Here is a 16016-nt window from a genome sequence, read left to right as displayed (position 1 = left end):
GGCCGCCCTCTCGCCGGCCGTCCTCCAACCGTCGACGAATGTCCGCACCCGTGCCCGACGCCGCCCAAGATCCTGCACGCGCCTATGCCGCCCTGGTGGCTGAGGGGCGCATTGCCGCCGATCCCGCCCAGGCCGCGGCGGCCGACCGGTTGAGCGCGTTGATCCGGCGCATGCGCGAGGACAGGGGGGCGCCACCCCCGGCACCGGCCCCGAAACGCGGCCTGTTTGGCCGGCTGTTCGGTGGCAGCGCGTCCGAAGAGGGCCCGCCGCCGATGCCGCCCGGGCCGCGCGGGCTCTATCTCTGGGGCGGGGTCGGTCGCGGCAAGTCGATGCTGATGGACATGGCTTTCAGGGCGGCTCCGGTGGCGCCGAAGCGCCGGGTCCATTTTCATGCCTTCATGCTCGACATCCATGCCCGTCTGCATGCCTGGCGGACGACGGGCGACCAGGACCGCGAGCCCGACCCCCTGCCGCGCATCGCCGATGCGGTGGCGGCCGAGGCGAAGCTGCTCTGCTTCGACGAGTTCCAGGTCCGCGACGTCGCCGATGCGATGATCCTGGGCCGGCTGTTCACCCATGTGCTGGCCCGCGGCGTCTATGTGATCGCGACCTCCAACCGCCCGCCCGAGGATCTCTACCTCGACGGGCTGCAGCGCGACCGCTTCATCCCCTTCATCCGCCTGGTCCGCGACACGCTCGAGGTGATGGAGCTCGACTCCGCCCGCGACTATCGTCTGGATCGACTGACGCTGATGCCGGTCTATCATGTGCCGGCCGATGCCGCGGCACGCGCGGCGCTCGATGCAGCCTTCCGGGATCTGTCGGGCGGCGCGCCGGCCTCGGCCGAGGTGCTGGACGTGTCCGGGCGGCGGATCGATGTGCCGAAGGCGGCCGGGGGCGTTGCGCGTTTCGGTTTCGACGACCTGTGCAGCCGGCCGCTCGGGGCTGCGGACTATATCGAGATCGCCCGCCACCATCACACGGTCATCATCGACGGCATTCCGGCGATGGGGCCGGACAGCCGGGATCGTGCCGCGCGGTTCGTGACCCTGATCGACGAGCTGTACGAACACCGGGTGAAGCTGGTCTGTTCGGCGGCGGCCCTGCCCGATGATCTGTACCCGGCCGGTGACGGATCCTTCGAATTTGCCCGCACCGCATCGCGGCTTGCCGAGATGCAGAGCAAAGAGTATCTGGCCCTGCCGCATCTGGTCTGATGCGGCGGCCGAAGCGGGGTGCGCCCCCTTGCTTCGGCGCGCGAAAGAGAGTAGTTACGGCGCGAGATTTTCCGAACGGAAACGCCGGGTTCACCGGCTTCTGCTTCGGTAAGATTACAGCTTCGTGTCGCAGGGTTGCCGGCGTCTCAATACCGGCGGATCTGCGGTGTGAGTGCCGGCCGACAGACGGCCGCGTCGATCCCGGACATGCGGGATCCGTGGCCCTTGCGGGCGGTACACGGAGGGACGGATTTCACATCCGCACAGACGGGCGCATGAAGGCCCTTCTGTGCGTCGGCGGCGCGACCGGCGCGCGTGACCGTACCCCCCGCTCCTCGCGGACGGGCGGCCCGGCCCGCTCCCGGCCGACGCCAGACGCTGGAAAGTCGCGAGGAAACCCGATGGCACGCAACAAGATCGCACTGGTGGGCGCCGGCAATATCGGCGGCACCCTGGCCCATCTGGCCGGGCTCAAGGAGCTCGGCGACGTCGTTCTCTTCGACGTCGTCGAGGGCATGCCGCAGGGCAAGGCGCTGGACATCGCCGAGTCGTCCCCCGTCGACAGCTTCGACAGCCGTCTGACCGGTGCGAACGACTATTCGGCCCTGGCCGGTGCCGACGTCGTCATCGTCACCGCCGGCATCGCCCGCAAGCCGGGTATGAGCCGCGACGACCTGCTGGCGATCAACGCCAAGATCGTCGGCCAGGTGGCCGACGGCATCAAGACCCATTGCCCCGATGCCTTCGTGATCGTGATCACGAACCCGCTCGACGTGATGGTCGGCCTGATGCAGAAGTTCTCGGGCCTGAAGCCCGAGAAGGTCGTCGGCATGGCCGGCGTGCTCGACAGCGCCCGCTTCCGCTACTTCATCGCCGAGGCGCTGAACGTGTCGGTCGAGGATGTGACCGCCTTCGTGCTGGGCGGCCATGGCGACACCATGGTGCCGCTGGCCCGCTACTCCACCGTTGCCGGCATCCCGCTGACCGATCTGGTCGAGATGGGCTGGCTGACCCAGGAGAAGCTCGACCAGATCATCCAGCGCACCCGTGACGGCGGCGCCGAGATCGTCTCGCTGCTCAAGACCGGCTCGGCCTTCTATGCGCCGGCCGCCTCGGCCATCCAGATGGCCGAAGCCTATCTCAAGGACAAGAAGCGGGTCCTGCCCTGCGCCGCGAAGCTGTCGGGCCAGTATGGCGTGGACGGCCTCTATGTCGGCGTGCCGGTCGTGATCGGCGAGGGCGGTGTCGAGCGGATCGTCGAGATCGAGCTGAACGAGGAAGAGAAGGCTGCCTTCCTGCACTCGGTCGATGCGGTGAAGAAGCTGAACGAGGCGCTGTCGGTCTGATCGGCACCGCGCGCGAAACCCTGTTGCAGCCTTGCCGAGACGGTCTCGGAAAAGGTCCGCAAACGGGCTTCAAGCGCTTGATTTCGCGGGGGACGGCGGTTGCGCACCGGGAGACGGGTGCTATAACTGCAGGCGCCGGCACCTCCGCGGCTGATCGAGCGGTCTAGGGAAGAGGCTCAATGAACATCCACGAATACCAAGCGAAGGCGCTCCTCGCGAAGTACGGCGTCGCGGTGCCCCGCGGCGGCGTCGCCTACACGCCGGAAGAGGCGGTCGAGGTCGCCAAGAGCCTGGGTGGCCCGGTCTGGGTCGTGAAGGCCCAGATCCACGCCGGCGGCCGCGGCAAGGCCGGCGGCGTCAAGGTCGTGAAGTCGCTCGACGACGTCGCTGCGACCGCGAAGAACATGCTCGGCATGACCCTGGTCACGCACCAGACCGGTCCCGAGGGCAAGGAAGTCAAGCGGGTCTACATCGAGGAAGGCTGCGACATCCGTCGTGAGCTGTATCTCGGCGTCGTCATCGACCGCGAGACCTCGTCGGTGACCTTCATGGCCTCGACCGAAGGCGGCATGGAGATCGAAGAGGTCGCGAAAGAGACCCCTGAGAAGATCATCAAGGTGCCGGTCGACGTCATCACCGGCATGCAGCCCTTCCACGCCCGCAAGATCGCCTACGGTCTCGGCCTGGAAGGCAAGCAGGTGTCGGTTGCGACCAAGTTCATGCTCGCCATGTACCAGGCCGTGATCGGGACCGATGCGAGCATCGTCGAGATCAACCCGCTGGTCGTGACCGGCGCGGGCGACGTCATCGCGCTCGACGCGAAGATGAATTTCGACGACAACGCCCTGTTCCGTCACAAGGACATCGAGGACCTGCGCGACGAGAGCGAGGAGGATCCCTCCGAGCTGGAAGCCTCGCGTCACGCCCTCAACTACATCAAGCTCGACGGCAACATCGGCTGCATGGTCAACGGCGCGGGTCTCGCGATGGCGACCATGGACATCATCAAGCTGTATGGCGGCGAGCCGGCGAACTTCCTGGACGTCGGTGGCGGTGCGACCCGCGAGCGCGTGACCACGGCCTTCAAGCTGATTCTCTCGGACCCCAATGTCGAGGGGATTCTCGTTAACATCTTTGGCGGTATCATGCGTTGCGACGTGATCGCCGAGGGTGTCGTGGCTGCGGCCCGCGAGATCAGCCTCCAGGTTCCGCTGGTGGTGCGTCTCGAGGGCACGAACGTCGAGAAGGGCAAGGCGATCCTGGCCAATTCCGGCCTGCCGATCATGTCCGCCGACGATCTGGCCGACGCTGCCGAGAAGATCGTGAAAGCCGTGAAGGAGGCCGCCTGACCATGGCCGTGCTCGTCAACGCCCAGACCAAGGTGATCTGCCAGGGCTTCACCGGCCAGCAGGGCACCTTCCATTCCGAGCAGGCCATCGCCTACGGCACCCGCATGGTCGGTGGCGTGACGCCCGGTAAGGGCGGCACCACCCATCTCGACCTGCCCGTGTTCGACACCGTGGCCGACGCGGTGGAGAAGACCGGCGCCGATGCCTCCGTGATCTACGTTCCGCCGCCGTATGCGGCCGACGCGATCCTGGAAGCCGTCGATGCCGAAGTGCAGCTGGTGGTCTGCATCACCGAGGGCATCCCGGTGCTGGACATGGTGCGTGTCAAGCGGGCGCTGGAGCGCTCCAAGACCCGCCTGATCGGCCCCAATTGCCCCGGCGTCATTACCCCCGGTGAGTGCAAGATCGGCATCATGCCCGGTCACATCCACCAGCGGGGCAAGATCGGCATCGTTTCCCGTTCGGGCACGCTGACCTATGAAGCCGTCGCGCAGACCACTGCCGCCGGCCTCGGCCAGTCGACCTGCATCGGCATCGGCGGCGATCCGATCAACGGCACCAACTTCATCGACGCGCTGGACCTGTTCCTGAAGGACCCCGAGACCGAGGCGATCATCATGATCGGCGAGATCGGCGGTTCGGCGGAAGAGGACGCCGCCGAGTTCCTGAAGCAGTCCAAGGTGAAGAAGCCGACCGTCGGCTTCATCGCCGGGCGTACCGCGCCTCCGGGCCGTCGCATGGGCCATGCCGGCGCCATCATCAGTGGTGGCAAGGGCGGCGCCGACGACAAGCTCGAGGCGATGCGGTCCGCCGGTATCGTCATCGCCGAATCGCCCGCGGCTCTCGGTAGCACCATGGTCCAGGTGCTCCGAGGCTGACGGATCCACGAACCAGACCCAAACCTGGAGAGGGCGCCGCGTAAGCGGCGCTCCCATTGCTCAAGATGGCTGCGCAAAGCGAGCAACTTTCGTTCCTGTTCGGGAGCAACGGCGCCTTTATCGCCGATCTCTACGCGCGTTTCGTCCAGAACCCCATGTCGGTCGATGAGAGCTGGCAGGGGTTCTTCGCCGATCTGGGCGACGAAGCCGCGTCGGTGCTGGCCGAAGTCCGCGGTGCCCCCTGGGCGCCCGGCATCGTGCCCGGCACTGCGACCAACGGTCATGCCGACACCCTGGCCTTCAAGGCCGACGGCGCGACCGGGCTGCGGGTCGGCCCGGTCAACGGCAAGACCGGCGAGCTTCCGACGGAACGTTCCGCAACGGTGGACAGCATCCGCCTGCTGATGCTGATCCGCGCCTATCGCGTGCGCGGCCATCTGGTGGCCAATCTGGATCCGCTCGGGCTTGAAACCCCGTCGGGCCATCCCGAGCTGGATCCGGCTTCCTACGGTTTCACCGAGGACGACCTCGACCGCACCTTCTATGTCGACGGCGTGCTCGGCCTTGAGAACGCGACCCTCCGCGAGATCCTGCACAAGCTGCAGTCGACCTATTGCGGCAAGGTCGGCGTCGAATTCATGCACATCCAGTCGCCCGAGCAGAAGGCCTGGCTGCAGTCGCGCATCGAAGCCGACCGCCCCGAGCAGGCCTTTGATGCCGAGACCCGCAAGCGGATCTTCGGCCAGGTGGTGATTGCGGAAGGCTTCGAGCGCTTCCTGAACATCAAGTACACCGGCACGAAGCGTTTCTCGCTGGAAGGCGGCGAGGCCCTGGTTCCGGCGCTCGAGGCGATCCTCGAGAGTTCGTCGGATCTGGGCTGCGAAGAAGTCGTGCTGGGCATGCCGCATCGCGGCCGCCTGAACGTGCTGACCGCGGTGATGGGCAAGTCCTTCACGGCGGTGTTCAACGAGTTCAACGGCGGATCGGCGACCCCTGAGGACGTCCAGGGCTCGGGCGACGTGAAGTACCATCTGGGGACGTCGACCGATCGCACGCTCGCCAACGGCAAGACGGTGCATCTGTCGTTGACCGCCAACCCCTCGCATCTCGAGGCGGTGAACCCGGTGGTCGTCGGCAAGACCCGGGCGAAGCAGGGTCAGCGCGGCGACACCGACCGGGTGAAGGTGCTGAGCATTCTGCTGCACGGCGATGCGGCCTTTGCCGGCCAGGGTGTCGTGGCCGAATGCTTCGCGCTGTCGGAGCTGAAGGGCTACCGCACCGGCGGCACGGTCCACGTGATCGTGAACAACCAGATCGGTTTCACCACCAGCCCGAAATACTCGCGCTCCTCGCCCTATCCGTCGGATGTGGCGAAGATGGTCGATGCGCCGGTCTTCCATGTGAATGGCGACGATCCGGAGGCGGTGGTCTGGGTGGCGCGTCTGGCGGCCGAGTTCCGTCAGATCTTCCACAAGGACGTCGTCCTCGACATCTTCTGCTATCGCCGCCACGGCCATAACGAGGCCGACGAGCCCTCGTTCACCCAGCCGCTGATGTACCGCAAGATCGCGCAGCACCCCACCCTGCTGCAGATCTATGGCGACCGGATGGTGAATGACGGCGTCATGACCCGCGACGAGGTCGATGGCGCACTCAAGAGTTTCCATCAGCGCCTCGAGCAGGATCTGGAGCAGTCCAAGACCTACAAGCCGAACAAGGCCGACTGGTTCGAGGGCGTGTGGAAGGGCTATGAGCGGGCGCCGAACGACGACCGCCGCGGCTCTACCGCCGTGTCGCTGGAGCGTCTGCGCGAGATCGGCTTCAAGCTGACCGACGTGCCCGAGGGCGTGAACGTCCACCGCAAGATCCAGCGTCAGCTGGGCCAGAAGCGCGAAGCGATCGCGAACGGCGAGGGCCTGGATTGGGCGCTCGGCGAGGCGCTGGCCTTCGGCACCCTGCTGACCGAGGGCTACCCCGTCCGCCTGTCGGGCCAGGATGTCGGCCGCGGCACCTTCTCGCACCGCCATTCGGTCCTGGTCGACCAGAAGACCGAAGAGCGCTATGTGCCGCTGAACAACCTCGGTGCCTCGGTGGGCTACGAGGTGGTGGACAGCCTGCTGTCGGAATATGCGGTGCTGGGCTTCGAATACGGCTATTCGCTGGCAGAGCCCAATGCGCTGGTGGTCTGGGAAGCCCAGTTCGGCGATTTCGTGAACGGCGCACAGGTGATGATCGACCAGTTCATCAGCTCGGCCGAATCGAAGTGGCTGCGCATGTCGGGCCTGGTGATGCTGCTGCCCCATGGCTATGAAGGCCAGGGTCCTGAGCATTCCTCGGCGCGGCCCGAGCGGTTCCTGCAGCTCTATGGCGAGGACAACATCCAGGTCGCCAACTGCACGACGCCGTCGAACTACTTCCACATCCTGCGCCGGCAGATCCACCGCAAGTTCCGCAAGCCGCTGATCATGATGACGCCGAAGTCGCTTCTGCGTCACAAGCTGGCGGTGTCGAAACTGTCGGATATGGGCCCGGGCTCCAGCTTCCATCGGGTGCTGGGCGAAGTGGATCAGCTGCGCCATGCCGACAAGATCCGCCGGGTGCTGCTCTGCACCGGCAAGGTCTACTATGACCTGCTGGAAGAGCGCCGTGCCCGCGGCATCGAGGATGTCGCCATCATCCGCGTCGAGCAGCTGGCGCCGTTCCCGGCGACCTCGATCGCGGAAGAGCTGCGGCGCTATCCGAATGCTGAGGTGCTCTGGGTGCAGGAAGAGCCGAAGAACCAGGGCTACTGGTTCTTCATGAGCCCGCGCCTGGACGACCTGATCGACAGCATGGGGGCTTCCGGCAAGCGCGTGCGCTATGCCGGCCGGCCCGAGGCGGCGGCACCTGCCACCGGCTCGCACCACAAGCATGTCGCAGAACAAAAGGCGCTGATCGACGACGCACTGGCGGGCTGATCGCCGGGAACATGGGCCGCATGCGTCGCATGCGGCCCTTCTCGTGCGTTAATGCCTTGTCATCCGTGCGTGGATACGCCACCTAAGCCACGTGTTGTAGCTTCCCGGCCGTCGATGCCGGGACATGAACGAAATCGGGATCGTGATGAGCGTCGAGATCAAAGTTCCGAGCCTGGGCGAATCGGTTACCGAGGCCACCATCGGCCAGTGGTTCAAGAAGGTCGGTGACCGTGTCGAGGCCGATGAGCCACTGGTGGAGCTGGAGACCGACAAGGTCACCCTCGAAGTCAATGCCCCCGCCTCGGGCGTGCTGACCGATATCCTGGCCGAGGAAGGTGCCGACGTCGAAGTCGGTGCGCTGCTGGGGGTGATCGGCGAGGGCCAGGGTGCCGCTGCCGCGAAGCCCGCCGAGGCGCCGAAGAAGGCCGAGGCCCCCAAGCCTGCACCGAAGGCCGAGCCTGCACCGGCTGCGGCCCCCGCCGCCGAGAAGATCCTGTCGCCCGCGGCCCGCAAGGCGGCCGGCGATGCCGGTATCGATGCGGGTTCGGTCGAGGGCACCGGCCGTGACGGCCGGGTCATGAAGGACGACGTGCAGCGCGCCGCTGCGGCCCAGTCTGCTGCCGCCCCGGCCCAGCCCGCCGCCGCCCCGGCGCCCAAGGTCGCCCAGCCGGCCGGCGAGCGCGAGACCCGCGTGCGCATGACCAAGCTGCGCCGCCGCATCGCCGAGCGCCTGAAGGATGCCCAGAACACCGCCGCGATCCTGACCACCTATAACGAGGTGGACATGTCGCAGGTGATGGCGCTGCGCAACCGCTACAAGGACGGCTTCGAGAAGAAGCACGGTGTGAAGCTGGGCTTCATGTCGTTCTTCGTGAAGGCCGCGATCGCGGGCCTGAAGGAGTATCCGGCGGTCAACGCCCAGATCGACGGCGACGAGCTGATCTACAAGAACCACTACGACATCGGCGTCGCCGTCGGCACCGAGCAGGGCCTGGTGGTTCCGGTGGTGCGCGACGCCGACCAGCTGTCCTTCGCCGGCGTCGAGGCGACCATCAACGCGCTCGGCGTGAAGGCCCGCGACGGCAAGCTCACCATGGAAGAGCTGACCGGCGGCACCTTCACCATCTCGAACGGTGGGGTGTACGGCTCGCTGATGTCGTCGCCGATCCTGAACCCGCCGCAGTCGGGCATCCTGGGCATGCACAAGATCCAGGAGCGTCCGATGGCCGAGAAGGGCCAGGTCGTGATCCGTCCGATGATGTATCTGGCGCTGTCCTACGACCACCGCATCATCGACGGCAAGGAAGCGGTGAGCTTCCTGGTGCGCGTCAAGGAATGCATCGAGAACCCGGAGCGGCTGCTGTTCGATCTCTGATCGGCACGCAGATCCCTCCCGCGCCCGCCGCCATCATCCGGCGGCGGGCGTTCCGACTTTTCGAGGATGCATGAGATGAGCGATACCCAATCCTTCGACGTCGTCATCATCGGCGGCGGCCCCGGCGGTTACATTGCGGCGATCCGCGCGGCCCAGCTGGGGCTCAAGACCGCCTGCGTCGAGAAGCGCGGCGCGCTGGGCGGCACCTGCCTGAATGTCGGCTGCATTCCGTCGAAGGCGCTGCTGCAGTCGTCGGAGCTTTATGCCGAGACGAAGCATGGGCTGGAAGAGCATGGCGTGAAGCTGTCGGGTGTCGAACTCGACCTCGCCGCGATGATGACCCGCAAGGGCAAGGTCGTCTCCCAGCTGACCGGCGGTATCGAAGGCCTGTTCAAGAAGAACAAGGTCACCTACTTCAAGGGCGCCGGCCGTTTCGTCGACGCGACCACCATCGAGGTGGCGCTGAACGACGGCGGCACCGAGACGATCAAGGCCCGCGAGACGATCATCGCCACCGGGTCGACCCATGTCGACCTGCCGGGTGTTGAGATCGACGAGAAGCGGATCGTCAGTTCGACCGGCGCGCTCGAGTTTGAGAAGGTGCCGGGCCGTCTGGTCGTGATCGGCGGCGGCGTCATCGGTCTGGAACTCGGCTCGGTCTGGAGCCGCCTCGGCTCGGCCGTGACCGTCGTCGAGTTCATGGACCGGATCACGCCCGAGATGGATGGCGAGGTTTCCAAGCAGTTCCAGCGCATCCTGGGCCGCCAGGGCCTGAAGTTCCGCCTGTCGACCAAGGTCACCGGCGCCGATACCTCGGGTGAGGCGATCAGGCTGACGGTCGAGCCGGCCAAGGGCGGCGATGCCGAGACCATCGAGGCGGATGCCGTGCTGGTCGCCATCGGCCGCAAGCCCTATACCGAGGGCCTGGGGCTTGAGGCGGTGGGCATCGAGACCGGCCCGCGCGGCCGGATCGAGGTCGACGATCATTTCCGCACCAATGTGCCGAACATCCGCGCCATCGGCGACGTGATCAAGGGCCCCATGCTCGCCCACAAGGCCGAGGAAGAGGGCGTGATCGTGGCCGAGATGATCGCCGGTCAGTCGGGTCATATCGACTACAACCTGATCCCGGGTGTGATCTACACCTGGCCGGAAGTCGCCAGCGTCGGCCGGACCGAGGAACAGCTCAAGGCCGACGGCATCGCCTACAAGCCCGGCAAGTTCCCCTTCTCGGCCAACAGCCGCGCCCGCGCGGTGGGCGAGACCGATGGCTTCGTGAAGATCCTGGCCGATGCCGAGACCGACCGGATTCTGGGCGCCCACATCATCGGCCCCGATGCCGGCACCCTGATCTCCGAGCTGGTGCTCGCCATGGAGTTCAAGGCCAGCGCCGAGGATATCGCCCGCACCAGCCATGCCCATCCGACCCTCGAAGAGGCGGTGAAGGAAGCGGCGCTGGCGGTGGACGGCCGCACGCTCAACATGTAAAGAAAAGATCTCGTGACTATATAGTCGCGGGAATATTTTCGCACAAACGCCCGGCAGCGGTCTGCGCTGCCGGGCGTTTTGCGTAGGGGGCCGGCTTCGGCGCGCTGTCAGCGCGCCTCGCGGATTTCCGCGACGATCTGCTGCCTGGCCTCGAGGGAGGCATCGGCCAGCGTCTCGACGAAGATGTCGATCATGAGATCGGCGGAGCGGCTGCGGATGGATCGCGCCTCGTTGAAAGCCGCATGCAGGGCGGCACGGTCCACCTCGGGTTTGTCGATCTCGGCCATGACGGTGATCATCGCCCGGCGGAACGCCATGTCCTCCGCCGCCATCGCGGGCTGCCGCGCTGCATAGAGGGCCGTCAATCTGGCGCCGTCCGCCGGCGGCAGGCGGTTTGAAATCATCTCCACCAGGCGCGCGGCGCGCGGCGCCATATCCCGGCCGAAGGGCCGGGCAGGCTCGGCGAGGAGCAGATACGCCGCAACCGCGAGGTTGGCCGCGACCGACAGGATGAGGGCCAGCCGCTCTGCACGCGGGCGCCGCAGGCGGTGGATGAGCGGACGGATCACCGGACGGCTCCATCAAGCAGAATAAGATCGCTGTCGAACAGCAGGGTCATCATGGCCGCACCATCCGCCGTGCCGGGCAGGCCGTGCAGGCCGATGGCGAGCAGGATGGCCGCGGCGCCGGCCAGGGCGGCCAGCGGCCAGCCCAATGCCACGGCCTGATGTGGGGCCCGACCGACACCGCCGTGGTCGGCAGGCCGCCGGGTGTTTGCAGGGGGGGCTTCAAGGCGCCGGTTAACCGCATCGATGGCTGCCGCGACCGCGTCCGGCGACACGGCGGGCGCGATGCGGCGGATCGATGCATCAAGGGCGGCTGCCCGGCCCATCGGCACGAGCAGATCGGGATGGTGGGCCAGGCATGTCCTGGCCGCCTGGCGGTCGGGCGCGGGCCAGCGGTCGATGTCGGCGCCATAGGCATCCAGGAGACGGCGGAATCTGTCGGGGGTCATGGTGTACACCTCTCCTTCCGGCTGGTTTGCCGGTCGATCGCCCGGCGCAGGCTGCGGCGTGCCCGCGACAGCAGGCTTTCGAATGCATCGTCGCTCAGATCCAGGATCTGCGCGCAGTCATGCCCGCTGATCCCCTCGACATGAAACAGGACGATCGCGGCGCGCTGCCGGTCACCCAGCTGATCGAGCCCGGCGTGCAGGCTGGCATCGCGTTCGGCCCCGATCAGCCGGTCCAACGCATCCGGCCGGTCGTCGGCGACCGCGATCCGGTCATCCAGCAGCTCGGTCACCGGCCGGCGCCGTCGATCGAGCGTCAGGTTGAGCACGATGCGGCCGAACCAGGCGGTGAAGCCGCCACGCGTGCGATCGAAGCGACCGGCATGGGTCCAGAGCCGGAGGAAGGCATCCTGGGCGATCTCGTCGGCATCGGCGGTGTTGCGGGCAACACCACGGGCGATGCTGATGGCGCGCCGCATATGGCGCGTCATCAGCAGGGCGAATGCGGCGTGATCGCCGGCCGCCACCCGAACGACCAGACTGTCGTCGCTGGGCTCGGTCATGGCGCAGCCGGGCTGTCACGGCCGGTGATGAGCGGGATCATATCAACGGCCCCCGGTCGGAGCAGATTGTAAAGGCGGACGGAGGAGACGGGCTGGAGCCGGTGGCCATGGCTCAGTTGCGCCGGCGCGCATCCCATTCCGCCTGGGACAAGCTGCCGTCGCTATCGCTGTCTATGCTGCGGAATCGTCGGTCGAGCGCCTCGGTCCGCCGATCCTCGGGCATCTCGGCCAGACGCTTCGCCGCCCGGCCTTCGGCGACGGCCATCTGTTCCTCGACCATCTTGCCCCATTCCGTGCGGCTGAGCGTGCCATTGCCATCGGTATCGATCGATTGGAAAGTTGGCGGCTCGGCGGCGATGGCGGCGCCGGCGGTTCCAATCAGCAGGCAGCCGCCGGACAGCAGCGCGGCAAGCCGCAGATGGATGGATGTGGTCATCACGGGGTCTCCGGATCTGGATATCAGGTATGACGGCCGGCCGGCGGCGCCGGCTGCGACGGTCAAGAGGGCTTACGGATGGTCCTCGACCTTTCCGTCGCGAAAAGTGAAGGAAAGCTGTCGACGCCGCTAAAACAGGGCCGTCATCGGAAATCTCAGCCGTGAGCCGACGGAGCGCGGCCTGCGGGCGCGTAAGGGCTGATGCCTGTGTTCATCGCGAAAGCCCGCCTGATGCCGATCATCGATCCCGAACCCACCCATCCCCGTGCTGCTGATCCCCATCCTCCCCATCCCCATCCTCTCGATCGCAGGCCCGGCCGCCTGCTCCGGCGGATGGTGCCGTGGCTTCTTGCCGCCGGCATGGTGTTGATGGCGGCGACCCTGATCCATCGCCGCTATGTCGTGCCGATCGATCGGACGGGCTTCACCGCGGCGATCCGGGTCATGCCGCTGGTGGTATCGGGGCCGGGCACGCTGGACGCGACGATCCGCGCCACTCTGGCCAGCCGGGTATCCGGTCGGGTTCTGGCCCTGGGCGCCGAGCGGGGGGAGTGGGTCGAGGCCGGCCATCTGCTGATCAGGCTCGATGCCTATGACCTGACGGGCAGCCTTGCCGCCGCCGAAGCAGACCATGCCGGCGCGCGTCAGGCTGCCGATCAGGCGCGGGCGGCGCGCCGGGAGGCGGTGGCATCTGCAACCGAGGCCGACCGCCGCTATCGGCGCAGCCGGACCTTGAGCGCCCGTGGTGCCGTGTCACCCGCAACCCTCGATGCCGACCGCACCGCGGCCGAGAGTGGGGTGGCGGCCATCGCCCAGGCGGATGCGATGATCCGTGAGCGCGATGCCGCGGTCATCGCCGCGGCCGCCGCGGTTGATGCTGTCCGCGCCCGGCTGGCCGATACGGCGATTCCGGCGCCGTTCGATGGCGTCGTCACCGACCGTGCCGCCGATCTGGGATCACTGGTCGGTGCCGGTGCGCCGCTGATGGATCTGGTTGATCCCCGCAGCCTGATCGTGACCGCACGCATTGATGAGAGCCGGATGAGCGGTCTGGCACCCGGTCAGCCGGCGACGCTGATCTTCCGCTCGGACCCTGATCAAGTGTGGCGGGCGGCTGTGGCCCGCGTCGGCCGCGCGGTCGATGCCGAAACGCGTGAGGTGATGGTCGATCTGGTCCCTGAGAACCTGCCGGGGCATTGGGCACTGGGCCAGCGGGTCGATGTCCAGATCCTGACCGGTGAGCGCATGGGGGTCACCTGGGTGCCGGGGGCGATGCTGGCCCCGCGACCGGGGCAGCCGGCAGGCGACAGCGGCGTGTGGCTGCTGGGCCAGGACGGTCGGGCCCGCTGGCGGCGGATAACCCTGGGGCTGGTGAGTGCCGGACGGGTGGAGGTGACCGACGGCCTGATACCCGGCGAAGTGGTTCTGGCGCCGGATGACCTGTATCCGCTGCGCCGGGTGCGGCTGGTGGAGGACGCCCGATGATGCTGGCTCTGGCCGATATCCGCCACGACCTGCTGCGCTTCGTTCTGACCGCGATCGGCATCGGCCTGCTGGCGATGGGCGCTTTCGGCATGACCGGGATCTATCGAGGCATCGTCGCCGACGCCCTGATGGTCATCGACCGGATCGGCGCCGATCTCTGGGTGGTGCAGGGCGATACCCGTGGCCCCTTTGCCGAGACATCGGCGGTGCCGCTCGCGACCGAACGGCGGGTCGAGGGTGTGGACGGGGTGATCAGGGTGCGCCCCTTCCTGTCGCTGACCCGCAGCCTGCGCATCGACGGGCAGGTGCGGCAGGTGAGCCTGCTTGGGCTCGACTGGCCGGACGACGACGGCGGCTGGCTGCCCCTGGCGGAAGGACTGCCGCTCGGCCAGCGGCATGACGTGGCCATCGCCGATCGCAGCCTGGGTCTCGCGATCGGCGACGTGCTGGTGGTGGGGCATCAGCATCTCCGGGTCACCGGGCTGACGCGCGACATGGTCGACATCAATGGTGATCCGGTTCTGGCTCTGACCATTCCCGACCTGATCGAGCTGAGGGCGGCGCGCCCCTCGGAAGCCATTTTGCTGCGCCGGGCCGCGGGGAGCGCCGGCGATCACGGCGACGTCCAGGCTCTGGCGGTCGATGTGCGGCCCGGTGCCGCCATATCGGTGGCGGCCGAGATCGCCGGATGGGGCGATGTCGCGGTGCTCACCACCCGGGACCAGCGCGATCTGTTGCTCAATGCCCGGCTTGAACGGCTTCGCATGCAGATCCTGCTGTTCAGCCTGCTGCTGATGACCATCACCGCGGTGGTGGTGTCGCTGATCCTCTATACCGGCACGATCGAGAAGCTGCACACCATCGCCATGCTGAAGCTGATCGGGGCCGCCGACCGGCTGATCGTCGCCATGATCGCGACCCAGGCCCTGGCCCTTGGTGTGACCGGGCTTGGGGTCGGTCTTGCGGCCGGGCGGCTGCTGTTTCCGATGTTCCCGCGACGGGTGCTGCTGCTGGATGCCGATATCGCCCTGATCGGAGCGATGGTACTGGCGACCTGCCTGGCCGGCAGTGCCGCGGGCATTGTGAAGGCGATGCGGGTTCGTGCGCAGGAGGTGCTGGCCTGATGGCGGCGCCGGTGCTTGAGATGCGGGGAGTCGGTCGCGATTTCCGCAGTGGCGACGAGGTGGTGCGGGCGTTGGATGACATCGACCTGGCGCTTGCACCCGGCGAGATGGCGGCGCTGCTTGGGCCCAGCGGCTCGGGTAAATCGACCCTGCTGCTCACCGCCGGTCTGCTGGAGCCGCCGGACCGGGGTCGGGTGCGGATTGCCGGCCGCGATGCCGCCGGCTCCGACTGCGGGATGACCGCCGCCGAGCGCCGCAGGTTTCGCCGCGACCATATCGGCTTCGTGTTCCAGAAAGCCAATCTGATTCCCTTCCTGACGGCTGAAGAGAATGTGCGCATTGCGCTGGAGGTGGCCGGGATGACAGGGCGTCCGGCCCGGATGCGGGCAGCCGAACTGCTCGACTGGCTGGATCTGCGTCGCCGGGCCGCAGCCCTGCCGGTGCATCTCTCGGGCGGAGAGCAGCAGCGGGTGGCGATCGCCAGGGCGATCGCCAATCAGCCGGTTCTCCTGCTGGCCGACGAACCGACGGCGGCGCTTGATGCGGATCGCGCGGCCCGGGTGATGGGATTGTTCCGCCGCATTGCCGAAGATCGTGGTGCAGCGGTGCTGGTTGTGACCCATGATCACCGGGCATTGGACATGTTCCATCGCCGGCTTGTGATGCAGGACGGTCGGTTGGGGGAGGCCGGACGAGGCGATGACGTCGGTTCCGTGGCGAAAGCCTTCTGATTCGGCGCGAAGCCGGGTATCGTCCTTCGGCCATGCCGCTCCGGCGACATGGCCG

The 16016-nt window shown here is 67.3% G+C and carries 14 protein-coding genes; 10 read left to right on the top strand and 4 right to left on the bottom strand.

What is annotated here, in order from left to right:
• The first annotated feature begins 38 nt into the window (after nt 1-38).
• From zapE to lpdA, 7 genes are all read left to right on the top strand, one after another.
• Nucleotides 39-1217: a cell division protein ZapE gene (gene zapE, locus TMO_RS15170; RefSeq protein WP_014746525.1), complete on the top strand. Its 1179-nt coding sequence runs from the start codon at nt 39-41 to the stop codon at nt 1215-1217.
• A 401-nt stretch (nt 1218-1618) separates the two neighbouring features.
• Nucleotides 1619-2563, top strand: coding sequence for a malate dehydrogenase (mdh, locus tag TMO_RS15165; protein ID WP_014746524.1), 945 nt, complete (start codon nt 1619-1621; stop codon nt 2561-2563).
• Between the two features lie 179 nt (nt 2564-2742).
• Complete coding sequence (sucC, locus tag TMO_RS15160) at nt 2743-3912, top strand: ADP-forming succinate--CoA ligase subunit beta (RefSeq protein WP_014746523.1); 1170 nt, start codon at nt 2743-2745, stop codon at nt 3910-3912.
• A gap of 2 nt (nt 3913-3914) precedes the next feature.
• Nucleotides 3915-4790 carry a succinate--CoA ligase subunit alpha gene (gene sucD, locus TMO_RS15155; protein WP_014746522.1) on the top strand — a complete coding sequence of 292 codons (876 nt, stop codon included), beginning with the start codon at nt 3915-3917 and terminating at the stop codon, nt 4788-4790.
• Between the two features lie 65 nt (nt 4791-4855).
• Nucleotides 4856-7747 (top strand): 2-oxoglutarate dehydrogenase E1 component, encoded by a 2892-nt coding sequence (locus tag TMO_RS15150; protein ID WP_014746521.1) that lies wholly within the window; start codon nt 4856-4858, stop codon nt 7745-7747.
• Between the two features lie 145 nt (nt 7748-7892).
• Nucleotides 7893-9122: a 2-oxoglutarate dehydrogenase complex dihydrolipoyllysine-residue succinyltransferase gene (odhB, locus tag TMO_RS15145; RefSeq protein WP_041606586.1), complete on the top strand. Its 1230-nt coding sequence runs from the start codon at nt 7893-7895 to the stop codon at nt 9120-9122.
• A 75-nt stretch (nt 9123-9197) separates the two neighbouring features.
• Complete coding sequence (gene lpdA, locus TMO_RS15140) at nt 9198-10610, top strand: dihydrolipoyl dehydrogenase (RefSeq protein WP_014746519.1); 1413 nt, start codon at nt 9198-9200, stop codon at nt 10608-10610.
• Nucleotides 10611-10717: 107 nt separating this feature from the next.
• Here the strand turns inward: lpdA and TMO_RS15135 are convergent, their stop codons facing one another.
• The 4 genes from TMO_RS15135 to TMO_RS15120 form a co-directional block, all read right to left on the bottom strand.
• Nucleotides 10718-11179, bottom strand: a complete 462-nt coding sequence (locus TMO_RS15135; RefSeq protein WP_014746518.1) for a periplasmic heavy metal sensor — start codon at nt 11177-11179, stop codon at nt 10718-10720.
• Entirely contained in the window at nt 11176-11625 is a 450-nt protein-coding gene (locus TMO_RS29535) for a hypothetical protein (RefSeq protein ID WP_014746517.1), read from the bottom strand. Before TMO_RS29535 ends, TMO_RS15135 begins: the two co-directional genes overlap by 4 nt.
• Nucleotides 11622-12185, bottom strand: coding sequence for a sigma-70 family RNA polymerase sigma factor (locus tag TMO_RS15125; RefSeq protein WP_014746516.1), 564 nt, complete (start codon nt 12183-12185; stop codon nt 11622-11624). The genes TMO_RS29535 and TMO_RS15125 overlap by 4 nt, the downstream gene beginning before the upstream one ends.
• A gap of 112 nt (nt 12186-12297) precedes the next feature.
• Entirely contained in the window at nt 12298-12621 is a 324-nt protein-coding gene (locus TMO_RS15120) for an EF-hand domain-containing protein (protein WP_014746515.1), read from the bottom strand.
• Between the two features lie 231 nt (nt 12622-12852).
• On the opposite strand from TMO_RS15120, the gene TMO_RS15115 reads away from it, so the two are divergent.
• From TMO_RS15115 to TMO_RS15105, 3 genes are read left to right on the top strand one after another with little or no spacing between them, the layout of a single operon-like run.
• The gene (locus tag TMO_RS15115) at nt 12853-14106 is read left to right on the top strand and encodes an efflux RND transporter periplasmic adaptor subunit (RefSeq protein ID WP_187297788.1); all 1254 of its coding nucleotides are present in this window, start codon (nt 12853-12855) and stop codon (nt 14104-14106) included.
• Entirely contained in the window at nt 14103-15230 is a 1128-nt protein-coding gene (locus TMO_RS15110) for an ABC transporter permease (protein WP_014746513.1), read from the top strand. Before TMO_RS15115 ends, TMO_RS15110 begins: the two co-directional genes overlap by 4 nt.
• The gene (locus TMO_RS15105; protein ID WP_014746512.1) at nt 15230-15961 is read left to right on the top strand and encodes an ABC transporter ATP-binding protein; all 732 of its coding nucleotides are present in this window, start codon (nt 15230-15232) and stop codon (nt 15959-15961) included. The genes TMO_RS15110 and TMO_RS15105 overlap by 1 nt, the downstream gene beginning before the upstream one ends.
• Nucleotides 15962-16016: the final 55 nt, after the last annotated feature.

The sequence above is a fragment of the Tistrella mobilis KA081020-065 genome (assembly GCF_000264455.2).
Taxonomy (GTDB): Bacteria; Pseudomonadota; Alphaproteobacteria; order Tistrellales; family Tistrellaceae; genus Tistrella; species Tistrella mobilis.
Note: the sequence above shows the minus strand (reverse complement) of the source record. Positions and strands in the feature narration are given on the sequence as shown.